Origin of the sequence: Winogradskyella sp. HB-48, from assembly GCF_049942685.1 — a bacterium.
GTDB lineage: Bacteria > Bacteroidota > Bacteroidia > Flavobacteriales > Flavobacteriaceae > Winogradskyella.
Genome location: NZ_CP187934.1, coordinates 889,566 through 902,829, shown reverse-complemented (window position 1 = coordinate 902,829; position 13,264 = coordinate 889,566). Strand labels below are relative to the sequence as shown.

Annotated in this window: 12 protein-coding genes; 3 read left to right on the top strand and 9 right to left on the bottom strand. The window is 34.0% G+C overall.

The window, feature by feature from the left end; genetic code table 11:
• The first annotated feature begins 4 nt into the window (after positions 1 to 4).
• Positions 5 to 2,656, top strand: a complete 2,652-nt coding sequence (locus tag ACPX19_RS04045) for a TonB-dependent receptor (RefSeq protein ID WP_426431644.1) — start codon at positions 5 to 7, stop codon at positions 2,654 to 2,656.
• 66 nt (positions 2,657 to 2,722) lie between these two features.
• Here ACPX19_RS04045 and gldD read toward each other — a convergent pair whose 3' ends face one another.
• The 4 genes from gldD to mutY form a co-directional block, all read right to left on the bottom strand.
• Complete coding sequence (gldD, locus tag ACPX19_RS04040) at positions 2,723 to 3,295, bottom strand: gliding motility lipoprotein GldD (protein WP_426431643.1); 573 nt, start codon at positions 3,293 to 3,295, stop codon at positions 2,723 to 2,725.
• Positions 3,292 to 4,614, bottom strand: coding sequence for a gliding motility-associated protein GldE (locus ACPX19_RS04035; RefSeq protein ID WP_426431642.1), 1,323 nt, complete (start codon positions 4,612 to 4,614; stop codon positions 3,292 to 3,294). The genes gldD and ACPX19_RS04035 overlap by 4 nt, the downstream gene beginning before the upstream one ends.
• Before the next feature lie 16 nt (positions 4,615 to 4,630).
• On the bottom strand, positions 4,631 to 5,074 hold the full coding sequence (locus ACPX19_RS04030; protein ID WP_426431641.1) for a single-stranded DNA-binding protein: 444 nt from the start codon (positions 5,072 to 5,074) through the stop codon (positions 4,631 to 4,633).
• 73 nt (positions 5,075 to 5,147) lie between these two features.
• The gene (gene mutY, locus ACPX19_RS04025) at positions 5,148 to 6,197 is read right to left on the bottom strand and encodes an A/G-specific adenine glycosylase (protein ID WP_426431640.1); all 1,050 of its coding nucleotides are present in this window, start codon (positions 6,195 to 6,197) and stop codon (positions 5,148 to 5,150) included.
• 133 nt (positions 6,198 to 6,330) lie between these two features.
• On the opposite strand from mutY, the gene ACPX19_RS04020 reads away from it, so the two are divergent.
• Together ACPX19_RS04020 and ACPX19_RS04015 are read left to right on the top strand one after the other, a co-directional pair.
• On the top strand, positions 6,331 to 6,621 hold the full coding sequence (locus tag ACPX19_RS04020) for an HU family DNA-binding protein (RefSeq protein WP_426431639.1): 291 nt from the start codon (positions 6,331 to 6,333) through the stop codon (positions 6,619 to 6,621).
• Between the two features lie 319 nt (positions 6,622 to 6,940).
• On the top strand, positions 6,941 to 8,485 hold the full coding sequence (locus ACPX19_RS04015) for an Rne/Rng family ribonuclease (protein WP_426431638.1): 1,545 nt from the start codon (positions 6,941 to 6,943) through the stop codon (positions 8,483 to 8,485).
• A gap of 53 nt (positions 8,486 to 8,538) precedes the next feature.
• Here ACPX19_RS04015 and ACPX19_RS04010 read toward each other — a convergent pair whose 3' ends face one another.
• From ACPX19_RS04010 to rpsB, 5 genes are all read right to left on the bottom strand, one after another.
• Positions 8,539 to 9,819 carry a DUF5686 family protein gene (locus ACPX19_RS04010; RefSeq protein WP_426431637.1) on the bottom strand — a complete coding sequence of 427 codons (1,281 nt, stop codon included), beginning with the start codon at positions 9,817 to 9,819 and terminating at the stop codon, positions 8,539 to 8,541.
• A gap of 74 nt (positions 9,820 to 9,893) precedes the next feature.
• Positions 9,894 to 10,448, bottom strand: a complete 555-nt coding sequence (frr, locus tag ACPX19_RS04005) for a ribosome recycling factor (RefSeq protein WP_426431636.1) — start codon at positions 10,446 to 10,448, stop codon at positions 9,894 to 9,896.
• A 44-nt stretch (positions 10,449 to 10,492) separates the two neighbouring features.
• Positions 10,493 to 11,200: a UMP kinase gene (pyrH, locus tag ACPX19_RS04000; RefSeq protein ID WP_426431635.1), complete on the bottom strand. Its 708-nt coding sequence runs from the start codon at positions 11,198 to 11,200 to the stop codon at positions 10,493 to 10,495.
• Between the two features lie 124 nt (positions 11,201 to 11,324).
• Positions 11,325 to 12,299 carry a translation elongation factor Ts gene (gene tsf, locus ACPX19_RS03995; RefSeq protein ID WP_426431634.1) on the bottom strand — a complete coding sequence of 325 codons (975 nt, stop codon included), beginning with the start codon at positions 12,297 to 12,299 and terminating at the stop codon, positions 11,325 to 11,327.
• Between the two features lie 84 nt (positions 12,300 to 12,383).
• Complete coding sequence (gene rpsB / locus ACPX19_RS03990) at positions 12,384 to 13,136, bottom strand: 30S ribosomal protein S2 (RefSeq protein ID WP_426431633.1); 753 nt, start codon at positions 13,134 to 13,136, stop codon at positions 12,384 to 12,386.
• Positions 13,137 to 13,264: the final 128 nt, after the last annotated feature.

Genomic DNA, 13,264 nt, shown 5'->3' with positions numbered 1-13,264 from the left:
TTATATGAAAAAATTTAACCAATTTTTATTTGCAGCTGTAATGATGCTATTCACTACAGTAGCGTTTGCTCAAGCAACTATTACTGGTAAGGTAGTAGATGGCGAGACGAGTTCACCATTACCTGGTGCTAACGTATTAGTAAGAGGTACAACAAATGGTGCAACTACCGATTTTGATGGTAACTTTACGCTTACAGCACAATCTAACTCTGGTGAGATTGTAATTTCTTATGTAGGGTTTGCTGCTAAGGTTGTTAAGTTTAGTGGAGACACTAACGTAGGTACTGTAAACTTGTATCCAGATAATACACTTGACGAAGTTGTTGTTGTTGGTACTGGGATTATCGATTTAGCTGAGGATAGAGAGACTCCTGTGGCGGTATCTACAATTAGAGGAAAAGACATTCAACTTAAGGCTGCAGGTAACGTAGAGTTTGGTGAGGCTATGAAAAATACCCCTTCAGTTTACGTTTCTAACCAAGCAGGTGGTTTTGGAGATTCACAAATCTTTTTGCGTGGTTTTGACCAAACGAATACTGCTTACCTTTTAAACGGTCAACCAATTAATGGTATGGAAGATGGTAGAATGTACTGGTCTAACTGGTCTGGTATGTCTGATGTGGCTAACGCAGTACAAATACAAAGAGGACTTGGTTCTTCTAAGTTAGCGATTTCTTCTGTTGGTGGTACGGTAAACATTGTGTCTAAAACTACAGATAAAAGAAAAGGAGGTTTTGTGAGATTTTTAGGTGGTAACGATAGTTATGTGAAGTCTACAGTTTCTTATGATTCTGGTATTAATGATAAAGGATGGGCGTTCTCTGTTTTAGTAGATCATTGGCAAGCACACAGAAAATATTCTATAGGTACTGCTGGTCAAGGACAGAACTATTTATTCTCAGTAGGTTACAAGCCAAATGATAAGCATGCATTTAACTTCTTATTAACAGGTGCTCCTCAGTGGCATGATCAAAATTTCTCAGAGGACTTAGAATTTTATCAAACTTATGGTGAGAAAGCCAATGACAATTCTGGTTTCTTAGATGGTGAGCGCTTTACGGAAAGACGTAACTACTACCACAAACCTGTGATGAACTTAAACTGGGATTTCAATATTAATGACAAGTTAGATTTATCAACAGTACTATATGCTTCTTGGGGCCGTGGTGGTGGTACCGGTAATGTTGGTCGTGGACGTATCAGAAATATAGACTTGGGTATTACTGGTCTTAATGAGCAAGAAATCAACTTTGATGCTATTGTTGATAACAACATTGCTACAGGAACAACAATTGATGGAGGCTTATATGGTACATTTGGAGACTCTTATTTAAGAAGATCTTCCGTAAATAACCATAATTGGTATGGTTTACTTTCTAACTTAAGTTATGAGGCTAATGAGAACTGGTCTATGAACTTTGGTATTGATGCTAGAACCTACAATGGTATCCACTTTAGACAATTAGAGAATACGTTAGGTTTGGATGGTTATAATGATAACTTTAGAACGGACAGACCAAGTGATTATGTAATAACTGAAACATTCGATGCTAATCCTTGGGCTTCATTATTCAATTTTGCTGATGACGATCAAAGATACGACTATAACTATGAAGAAGTTATCCAATATTTAGGAGCATTTGGTCAGGTAGAGTATAGCAATGATTCTTTCTCTGCGTTTTTCCAAGGAGCTTTATCTACACAGTCTTATCAAAGAGAAGGATTCTTTACTGGTTTCGGTGACGGTTTAGGTAAATCTGAAAAGGTAAGTAAAACAGGTTACAATGTAAAAGGTGGTGCTGCATATAAGTTTAACGATCAGCACTCAGTATTTGCTAATGCTGGTTTCTACTCTCGTCAACCATTTTTAGATAATATATTTGCGAACATCAGATATTCCAATGCACTTGCAGAGCCAGAAGTAGAGAATGAAGAAATAATTGGTTTTGAAGGTGGTTACCGTTTCCAAAATGATGTTTTAAGAATTAACGTTGACGTTTACAGCACAGAATGGGGTAACAGATTCTTATCTATTAACGGTCCTGTTCAAGCTGGTGCTGATGGACAGTTTGGTACGTCTGATGACGAATTTAGTACTTACAGATTAACTGACGTTACTCAGAGACACAATGGTATTGAGGTAGACTTACAGTACCGTCCTATCGGTTCTGCATGGACTTTTAGAGGTTACGGATCTATTGGTAACTGGAAGTATGATGGTGAGACACCATATACGCTTCAAAATGATGACACAGGTGATTTTATAGAGACAAACGGAAGCGCAGATTTAACAGATGTTAAGATTGGTAATGCACCTCAAACATCATTTGGATTTGGTTTAAATCTTAATGTTACTGATGCCTTATCTTTAGATATGGATTATAACATATTTACCGACTTATATGAGTTTGTAGACCCTGCTGATGTTGCTGAGGCTGCTTTAGCTGGTGGTAAGTATGAGTCTGTGAGATTACCAGCTTACACACTTGCAGATGCTGGTCTAACTTATAGATTTTCATTAGGTGATAATCCATTAACATTTAGAGCTAATGTTTACAACCTATTTAATGAGGCTTACATCAACCAGAGAGATGCATTTGGTTACTACTTAGGTATTGGAAGAACTTGGAACGCAAGTTTACGTTACAATTTCTAGTCATTAACTTTATATAAATAAAAAAGCAGCCAATCGGCTGCTTTTTTTATTACTAAAATCTTCAGATTAATTTTCTTTCCACTTTATAGATTCCATTAAGCGCTTAATATCCTTCTTAAGATATTCAGATGCTGGATATATAGAGTCATAATTTGGTTTTGCATAAAAGTACAAAGAGCCACTAAGAAAATGTTTTGTACTGTCTGTAACATAAAATTGAGATTGAGAGGCGGCATCGCCACCAACTTCATAGAGCATTCCATAAACCTTATTTTTTGGATTTTCAAAAGGTTTATAAGTTATCTCATCAGCTTTCATAGTATGCTTTTGCGTAAGATTTTGTGCATCTCGTAGAAGACTATCTAAATTAGCATCATTTACCTTTTTATAGCTTAAGTAGATAGTTGCTTTTAAAGATGGGTACTTTACATCCAAGCCTTTCACATTTCCTGACAATTTCACTTTAGAAGTAGATGCCAACAATATGTTTTTATCAAATGTAAAAGGTAAGGGTGACATCACTTTTTTATACTTAGCTTCAGGATATTCTAAACGTAAGTAACCTTTAGGTTTGGGTAATGGGTCGTTACCACAACTTAACATAAAAAGACTTATTATTGGTAATACTATACGTTTCATTTACTGCTGTTAAGTAAGGTAAGCTTAATTTGTTTTATACGTTTACGCTCTAAGGCTTCAATAGTAAAAACGTAATTTTTAAAATTTATTTTACTTCCAACTCTTGGGAAGCCTCCTGATATTTCTAAAACAAAACCAGCTAAAGTCTCTGCTTCTCCTTTTCGGTTTTCAAAATCTTCAGCTTCATTATCTTCCAAATCTATGATTTTATACACATCTTTAAGAGGTGTTTTACCTTCAAAGCTGTAATTGTTGTCGTCTAGTTTTTTGTAAACTAGGTCTTCATCATCGTACTCATCACTAATATCACCAACAATTTCTTCAATAATATCTTCTAGAGAGACTAACCCGGACGTGCCTCCATATTCGTCTACAACTACCGCTAAATGCACTTTTTTATTTTGAAACTCTAGCATTAAATCGTCTAGCTTTTTATTCTCGGGCACAAAAAACGGTTCCCTAAGCAGAGTGTTCCAATCGAATTCTTTCTTGTTTAGATGAGGTAGAAGATCTTTAACATACAACACACCTTTAACATCATCAATACTTTCTTTATATACAGGAATCCTAGAATAGCCATTTTCAACTATCTCTTCTATTATAGTTTCAAAAGGAGTGTCAATATTTAAGGCAAACAAATCCATACGTGGTCGCATAACTTGTTTGGTGTCGGTATTTCCAAAAGATACTATGCCTTGTAATAGCTTTTGCTCTTCTTGTGTTGTGTCTTCATTATTAGTAAGTTCTAAAGCTTGGGAAAGTTGGTCAACGCTAAGATTAGATCGCTGTTTTCCGAATCTTTCCTGAATTTTAAGCGTGGTATAACGCATTGGAAGACTTATAGGCGAAAATATAATATCTAAAACCTTTAAAGGTCTTGCCATAAAGGAAGAAAACTTAACACTATTTCTGCTTGCATATATCTTTGGAATAATTTCACCAAATAATAAAATAAGAAAAGTAGCAGAGACGACTTCAAGTAAAAATCTAATGATATGACTTGTAATACCTTTAAAAAGTGTTTCTCCGATATAAGCAAAGAGCAATACTATAGCGATATTTATAAAATTATTAGCTACAAGAATAGTAGCAAGCAATTTTTTTGGTCGTTCTAGTAGCGATGCTATAATCTGCATTGCAGAAGAATTCTCTTCAATACCCTTATCAATATTAGCTTTGGTTAAGGAAAAAAGTGCAACTTCTGCTCCCGAAATAAGAGCAGAGCAGGCTAACAGTATAAAAAGTAGAATTATACTAGTTATAAACGATGTATTGGTAACTAATAAATTTGAAAGTAAAACCGAGGGTTCTGGGTCCAAAATAAAATTAATTTAATTAAAATGGTAAATCGTCATCCTCTTCTGGAGCTACGCTATTTTGAGCAGGTTGCTGAGGTTGTGATGATTGTTGAACATCAGGTAATTGTCCTTGTTGCTGTTCATTTTTATTTGTTAAAAAGGTAAAATCGGTACATTGTATCTCAGTTGAGTAACGCTCCATGCCTTTTTCATCAGTCCATTTTCTAGTTTTAATACGTCCTTCAATATAAACTTTATCGCCTTTAGTAAGGTATTTTTCGCAAATTTCAGCTGCTTTGTTTCTCACCACAATGTTGTGCCACTCCGTATTTGTCACACGTTCATTAGTAGTTTTGTTAGTGTAAGTTTCGTTAGTGGCCAGCGGAAAACGACCAACACAGTTTTTGTCATCGAAATAATGCATTTTTACTTCATCTCCCAAATGCCCAATAAGCATTACTTTATTCAATGTTCCTGACATATCAAATGATTTTAATGTACAAAGTTACTTAATTTGTAATCACACATTTAAAATTAATAAAAAAATGTGATTTCTATAGTTTATTAAAATTAAAGCTCTCGATGAAATCACTTATTAATACTGGTACAGGGTAATTTTTGATCTCGTTGGTTAGAATTGCTTTCGCAGTCAATTTTTCAGCTTCTATAATCCAGAATTTAGTGTGAAGATGTTGATGGGATAGTTTGTGTATGATGTCTTCTTCATTATATAATGAATAATCATATTTTAGATTTTTCAAAACAGAATCTTCTAGATCAAGTAAATGAAATTCTTCTGAGGACAAACTTTTATGTGATTCTAAAAGTGGGAATTGATATAAATTTTGCCAAATTCCTTTGGAGGTTCTTTTTTCAAGAATGGTCTTGTTGTTTTTGTCAATACATACTAAAAAGTTAAAGAACTTAGTTTTAACCTTGGTTTTCTTCAATTTTACAGGTAAAGAATCAATTAAATTCTTTTGTAGTGCAACGCAACTTTCATTTAAAGGGCAAACGATGCAATATGGATTTTTGGGTTTACAGTGCGTGGCACCAAATTCCATGATAGCTTGATTAAACATGGCAGGATTCTCTTTATCAATAAGAGAAGAAGCTAGTTTTTTAAATTCCTTAATACCGGCTGTTGAATTTATGGGAGTTTCAATTCCGAAATACCTTGATAAAACTCTGTAGACATTGCCATCTACCACAGCGGCAACTTCATTAAACGCTATAGATGCTATGGCACTTGCTGTGTAATCACCCACACCTTTAAGTTTTAATAAGTCTTTATAATTATCGGGAAAATTACCGTTGAGCTCAAAGGCTACGTGTTTTGCGGTTTTATGAAGGTTCCTTGCCCTAGAGTAATAACCTAAGCCTTGCCATAGTTTTAAAACCTCTTGTTCTGAGGCATTTGCTAATTCGAAAACCGTAGGGTAGTGCTTAATAAAAGCTTTATAATAAGGTAAACCTTGCTTAACTTGAGTTTGTTGTAAAATTATTTCTGAAAGCCAAATATGATATGGATTTTGAGTGTTTCTCCAAGGCAAATCTCTTTTATTATTTGAATACCAGTTAGTTAGTTTGTTTTTAAAATCCATTCACTTTTTAAATAGCAAAACAAAAATAAATGTTTATTGCGTTAAATTTTAATTAATTACGCTTGAAATATTGAAATTAAATTACCTATATTTGCAACCCTTAAGATTTATAGTAACCCTAAAACTAATAACAATGACAAAAGCCGATTTAGTAGCTAAAATATCTGATAAGTTAGGCATGGAGAAAGGTGATGTTCAAGCTACAGTAGAAACTTTTATGGAAGAAGTTAAATCATCTCTTGAGAGTGGTGATAACGTATATTTAAGAGGTTTCGGAAGTTTCATAATCAAAACTAGAGCAGAAAAAACTGGTCGTAACATTTCAAAAAACACGACTATTAAAATACCAGCTCACAACATACCAGCTTTTAAGCCTGCTAAAGTATTTGTAGAAGGTGTAAAATCTAATGTTGAAGTAAACTAAAAACATTAAAAAAAATATTAATTTTAAAAAGCATTATTCATTATGCCAAGTGGTAAAAAAAGAAAAAGACACAAGGTAGCGACGCATAAGCGTAAAAAACGTAGACGCGCTAATCGTCACAAAAAGAAATAAGCTGAGGAAAAGTAGTTTTAGACTACTTTTTTCAGTTTTAAAAACGTTCTTTGATATAAAATTAGATGTATGTAATAGAGTACATCTTAATTTGTTTGGATTATCCGATACTATTATCGGAATCCTGTGTCAAAAAATTTAGTAAAATCCATCTACCTCAACTAAGAGATAGATATAAATTAACATTATGAACAAAGAATTAATCGTAAGATCGAGTTCAGGTATTGTTGATTTTGCCTTATTAAAAGATGGAAAACTTATTGAATTGCATAAAGATGAAGAGGATAACAACTTTGCGGTAGGCGATATTTTTATTGCCAAAATTCGTAAGGTTATGCCAGGACTAAATGCCGCATTTGTAAATGTAGGCTATGAAAAAGATGGTTTTTTACACTATCATGATCTTGGTCCAAAATTACCTTCGCTTTTAAAATTCATTAAACGTGTAAGCACAGGAAAATTAAGAGATTTTAGTCTCAAAGACTTTCCGTTTGAAAAAGATTTAGACAAAAATGGCAGTATTGCCAATGCACTTAAATCTAATCAATCAATTTTAGTACAAGTAGTAAAAGAACCCATTTCTACAAAGGGACCTCGCATTAGTTCAGAATTGTCTATTGCAGGTAGGTATATTGTTTTGGTGCCTTTTTCTAACCGAATTTCAATTTCTCAAAAAATTGAATCTCAAGAAGAAAAAGATCGATTAAAACGATTGGTAAAAAGCATTACTCCCAAAGGATTTGGTGTTATTATTCGTACTGTTGCAGAAGGCAAGAAAGTTGCCGAGCTAGATAGCGATTTACAGAATTTGCTGGCGAGATGGACAGCAATGTGTAAAAAATTGTACAAAGCACATCACCCAACAAAAGTTTTGGGAGAAATGAACAAAGCATCTTCTATTCTTAGAGATATTTTTAATGATTCATTCTCTGGCATTGTTGTAGACGATGAAGAATTGTACATACAAGTAAAAGATTACGTGCAAAAAATTGCACCGAAAAAAGAGTCTATTGTAAAGTACCATAAAAACGGTATTCCGGTTTTTGAAAAATACGGCATAGAACGCCAAATAAAAACATCATTTGGAAAAACCGTCTCTATGGCAAAAGGAGCTTATCTTGTGATAGAACATACAGAAGCTATGCATGTCATTGATGTAAATAGTGGTAACCGTTCTAACAAAGAAAAAAGCCAAGAAGATACAGCCTTAGAAGTAAATTTAATTTCTGCAGCCGAAATAGCTCGACAATTACGCCTCCGAGATATGGGAGGAATTATCGTAATTGATTTTATTGACATGGGCAGAGCAGAAAACCGAAAGCAACTTTACAACCATCTCCGCGAAGAGATGAAAGACGACAAAGCAAAACATAAAATATTGCCGCCGAGTAAGTTTGGTTTAGTGCAAATTACCAGACAGCGTGTTAGGCCAGAGCGCAATATTAAAACTAAAGAAGAAAATCCTGATCTCATAGGTGGAGACGAGATAGAAGCACCAATTAAAGTGGTGCAACGTATTAAGCAAGACCTAGAAAGGATTATTAAAAAAGACTATAAAAAGATAACCTTAAATGCACATCCTTTTATAGCAGCCTTTTTAACCAAGGGCTATCCATCTGTACGTACAAAGTGGTTCTTTGAACACAAAAAATGGGTTAAGATTATACCCAGAGATGCTTACACATATCTTGAATATCATTTTTTTGATAAAGATGGTAACAAAATCAAATAATATCTATTAAAAAAGCCCTTCCAGAATTTGGAAGGGCTTTTGTTTTTTATAAACTATAATGAGATATTAAAAGTAAATTTAAAAGCGATATTGTCCTCAAAATTAGGAAGATGATATGCACCATAGCGGTAGGCAAAACTCAATCCAAACCCAAACAGAAGTTTATTGATCTCAAAACCAGATTCTGAATAAAGATGATTTAGCCTGTTAAAGGTAATACCTTGATGTCTGCTGATACTTTTCATATCTCCAAGCGCATACCTTGATATAAGTACTAATTGTGGCTTAAAACGCTCAGAAACCTTATAAGGTCTAAAAAAGTGTTTTACTTGTAAGGTTGAGAATTTATCACTAAAAAACTCATTAAAATACATGGTTTCAAAACTGTTTAGACCAGCTACTGAAAAGCGTTGTAATATCGTTTCTTTGGTAATATTATTCGGGTACGCATGATAGAGATGGGTAAGTGGAGTTTCACCACCAGCAATACCTGCCACAAGGGTAATATTTGTTTTGGAATCATTTCGATGCTCAAATTGCTGAATGGTTCTAAAATCTAACTTTGAAAAGTTAAAATCGCTACCAAAAACCGACCTGAAACCTTGTGTAAATTGTAATGTAAATTTAGGATAACCTTCTCTTGTAACAATAATTTGATCATCCTTCAACTCAAATCTACTAAATGGACTCCACTGCAAACTGAATTTGGCGGTGCTTAAATCAAAAGTGTTGTAAGACTTGTCGTCCAATACAAAATTATAGTTATACGTAGGATTAATTTTACTCGTTGAAAATTGTGTTTCAGACAATAAATGGTTAGATATTTTATGTTGTACGCCAATAGACTTTGTGATATGCCTATGAAACAAATCGATGTTTAAAAGTCTGGGTTCAAAAAAAGTAAAGAAACGTTTGTCGGTTAAAAAATTAGAACTCCCCGTTTCACTTAAGTCATCTGTATAGGACAAATTAATCCAAGTGTTTGAAGCTTTATTCACCCTAAAGCCGCCTCCTATACTGTATTTATAGCGTTTGTCCTTAAAGCCATAAACGGCATAACCGTTGATGCGAAAATACTCAGAAAGACGATCGTTTGTGATACCTCCTAAGCCTGTTCTAAAACCTTCATATTGATTAAATTTTATAAGATACCTTAAGTCTAGGTCAAAGAAATTTATAGGTAGAAAGCCATTACCGATATTCTTGAGAAATTCAGCTTTTTTTATAGAATCCTGAGCCTGTTCAATAGAATCTCTATCTTTTGTTTGTGGTTGTTGAGCAAAAGTATTTGTTGAATAAAAAAATAAGAGAACAACAAATAATCGCTGTAACATATTAGAGGGTAAAAATAGTTGTTAAATAAAACATCCCAAAAGTGCATTTGGGATGAATATTCTTTTTGTTAAGACTAAACAGTCATTATTTCTTTTTCCTTAACGTCTAGAATACTGTCAATTTTCTTAACGTAGGAATCTGTCAGCTCTTGTACGTCTATTTCTCCATTTTTCTGTAAGTCTTCAGAAACGTCAGCCTTTTTAATGTCGTTCATGGCATCTTTACGTGCATTTCTAACTCCAACTTTGGCATCTTCAGCTTCGGATTTTGCTTGCTTTGCCAGTTCCTTTCTGCGCTCCTCAGTTAATGGAGGAACATTAATAATAATAGTTTCACCATTATTCATTGGGTTAAAGCCCAAATTAGCCAACATAATACCACGTTCAATTTCCTGAAGCATACTTTTTTCCCATGGTTGAACTGAGATTGTTCGACCATCTGGTGTGTTAACATTGGCAACCTGATTTAAAGGTGTTTGAGCACCATAGTAGTCTACCATAACACTTCCTAACATTGCAGGACTAGCTTTGCCGGCTCTTATATTTACCAATTGCTTCTCTAAATGCTTTATGGCATTATCCATTGCTTCTTTTGCAGAATCTAATATAAATTGAATGTCTTCGTTCATAATTATTAAATTTTAAGAGTGAGTTATCAAAAGCTAAGCCAAAATTATACATTGACTTCGGTTCCAATGGCCTCACCAGAAACTACTTTTAGTAAGTTTCCTTTTTTATTCATATCAAAAACTATAATAGGTAATTTGTTTTCCTGACTTAGTGTAAATGCTGTTGTATCCATAACTTTTAGTCCTTTTCTTAAGACATCATCAAAAGTAATATGGTCAAATTTAACAGCAGAACTATCTTTTTCAGGATCTGCGGTGTAAATACCATCAACACGAGTTCCTTTTAAAATAACATCAGCTTCAATCTCAATGGCTCTCAAAACAGCTGCTGAATCTGTAGTAAAGTAAGGATTACCTGTTCCGCCTCCAAAAATAACTACACGTCCTTTTTCTAAATGGCGAATAGCTCTTCGTCTTATAAATGGTTCTGCAACCTCATTTATTTTAATAGCTGTTTGAAGTCGTGTTGGGATATTAGCATTTTCAAGTGCGCTTTGTAACGCCAATCCATTAATTACGGTTGCTAACATACCCATATGGTCTCCTTGAACTCTATCCATGCCGTTACTAGCACCAGCAACACCTCTAAAAATATTACCACCACCAATAACAATGGCGACTTCTACACCTAAATCTGTAATTGCCTTTATATCTTTTGCGTATTCTGCCAAGCGTTGAGGGTCAATACCATATTGACGATCTCCCATTAAGGCTTCACCAGATAATTTTAGTAAAATTCTTTTGTATTTCATGTTTATTTTGAAAGTTGGACAAAGCTACATAATTATTAGCATCTGTAAAAGTGAAAAAATTGTCAAAAAAAAAGCCTTTCATTTTTGAGAGGCTTTGTAATTATAAAATGTTTTGAATAATCAATTATCCAACTGAAGCACGTTTAAAACCAATAACTTCAACATCTCCATATGTTTTTACGTATTCAGCAACAGTTTGCTTTTCGTCTTTAATAAACTTTTGATCCAATAAACATTTCTCTTGGTCTAAAGTTGTATTGTCAGAAATAAAACGCTCCATTTTTCCTGGTAAAATTCTGTCCCAAATTTGCTCTGGCTTACCTTCAGCTTTTAACTCAGCTTTAGCATCTTCCTCAGCTTGTGCTATAACTTCTGGAGTTAATTGTGCCATAGAGATATACTTAGGAACATTCTTTAAAGTTTTGCCTAAACGAGCTAACTCCTCATTATCTTTTTCAATAACTGCGATACGAGCTTCAGTTTCAGAAGCAACGAAAGCCGGGTCAAAATCTTTGTAAGATAATGTTGTTGCTCCCATAGAAGCTACTTGCATTGCTATGTCTTTTACTAGAGTTTCAGCATTGTCAACTTTAGCAGATAATCCTACTAAAGCAGCAATTTTGTTTATGTGAACGTATTGTCCAACAAAAGGTGCTTCTAATTTTTCAAAAGCAGTAATGTCTAATTTTTCACCAATAACACCAGTTTGCTCTGTTAATTTATCGGCAACAGTCATTCCTTCAAAATCAGCAGCTAAAAATTCTTCTTTAGTATTAAAGTTTAGCGCTAATTCAGCTAAATCATTAGCTAGCTTAACAAAGTTTTCGTTTTTACCAACAAAGTCAGTTTCGCAACCTAATACGATAGCAACACCAGAGGTGTTGTCTGCATTTATTTTTGCAACAGCTGCTCCTTCAGAAGAATCTCTATCAGCTCTTTTTTCAGCAACTTTTTGTCCTTTTTTACGTAATACTTCAATGGCTTTATCAAAATCACCACCAGCTTCAACTAAAGCTTTTTTACAATCCATCATACCAGCACCAGTTGCTTGTCTTAGCTTGTTTACTTCTGCTGCTGTAATTTTTACAGTGTTTTCCATAGTGTTTAATTTAAAAAAGTCGAGTAATTAATTTTCAGCGAAGAAACGAATTAAACGACTTTCGTATATTTTCTAAATGTTATTTTATTCTTCTTCTTGAGATGCTACTTTCTTAGCTTTTTTTCCTTCAGTTTTACCTTCTTTATCTGCTTTTCTATCTTCTAATCCATCTTGAATTGCAGAAGACACAATAGATAAAACTTTATTTATAGATTTTGAAGCATCATCATTTGCAGGAATTACATAATCTACTTGACGTGGGTCAGAGTTAGTATCTACCATAGCAAAGATTGGGATATTCAATTTCTGAGCTTCCTTTATAGCAATGTGCTCTCTTAAAGTATCTACAACAAATAAAGCGCCTGGTAAACGAGTCATATCAGAGATTGAACCTAAGTTTTTCTCTAATTTAGCACGCTGACGGTCTATTTGTAATTTTTCTCTTTTAGATAATGACTCAAAAGTACCGTCTTTCTTCATGCGGTCAATTGAAGACATTTTCTTAACTGCCTTACGAATTGTTACAAAGTTAGTTAACATTCCGCCTGGCCAACGCTCAGTAATGTAAGGTTGGTTTACGGCTCCTGCTTTTTCAGCAACGATGTCTTTAGCTTGTTTTTTTGTAGCAACAAACAAGATTTTCTTTCCTGATGCAGCAATTTTACTTAAAGCAGCACAAGTTTCCTCAATCTTAGCAGCAGTTTTGTAAAGGTTGATGATGTGAATTCCGTTACGCTCCATGTAGATATAAGGAGCCATATTTGGATTCCATTTACGTGTTAGGTGGCCAAAATGCACACCTGCTTCTAGTAGTTCTTTTACTTCTACTTTTTCCATTTTTGTAATAGTTTACGTTCTGTTGAATTAGCAATGATTAAGTGGTTGTTTTAACTTGCCTTAACCATTTAGATGCTAAACTAAACTCTGACGTGTAACCGTCATGAGCAACAATAACTGGGTTAAAA

What these genes read in the sequence shown, in the direction of transcription:
- ACPX19_RS04020 (WP_426431639.1), top strand. Translation starts at nt 6,331, where the DNA reads ATGACAAAAGCCGATTTAGTAGCTAAAATATCTGATAAGTTAGGCATG.
- ACPX19_RS04030 (WP_426431641.1), bottom strand. Translation starts at nt 5,074, where the DNA reads ATGTCAGGAACATTGAATAAAGTAATGCTTATTGGGCATTTGGGAGAT.
- frr (WP_426431636.1), bottom strand. Translation starts at nt 10,448, where the DNA reads ATGAACGAAGACATTCAATTTATATTAGATTCTGCAAAAGAAGCAATG.
- rpsB (WP_426431633.1), bottom strand. Translation starts at nt 13,136, where the DNA reads ATGGAAAAAGTAGAAGTAAAAGAACTACTAGAAGCAGGTGTGCATTTT.
- mutY (WP_426431640.1), bottom strand. Translation starts at nt 6,197, where the DNA reads ATGGATTTTAAAAACAAACTAACTAACTGGTATTCAAATAATAAAAGA.
- ACPX19_RS04010 (WP_426431637.1), bottom strand. Translation starts at nt 9,819, where the DNA reads ATGTTACAGCGATTATTTGTTGTTCTCTTATTTTTTTATTCAACAAAT.
- pyrH (WP_426431635.1), bottom strand. Translation starts at nt 11,200, where the DNA reads ATGAAATACAAAAGAATTTTACTAAAATTATCTGGTGAAGCCTTAATG.
- ACPX19_RS04015 (WP_426431638.1), top strand. Translation starts at nt 6,941, where the DNA reads ATGAACAAAGAATTAATCGTAAGATCGAGTTCAGGTATTGTTGATTTT.
- ACPX19_RS04045 (WP_426431644.1), top strand. Translation starts at nt 5, where the DNA reads ATGAAAAAATTTAACCAATTTTTATTTGCAGCTGTAATGATGCTATTC.
- tsf (WP_426431634.1), bottom strand. Translation starts at nt 12,299, where the DNA reads ATGGAAAACACTGTAAAAATTACAGCAGCAGAAGTAAACAAGCTAAGA.
- gldD (WP_426431643.1), bottom strand. Translation starts at nt 3,295, where the DNA reads ATGAAACGTATAGTATTACCAATAATAAGTCTTTTTATGTTAAGTTGT.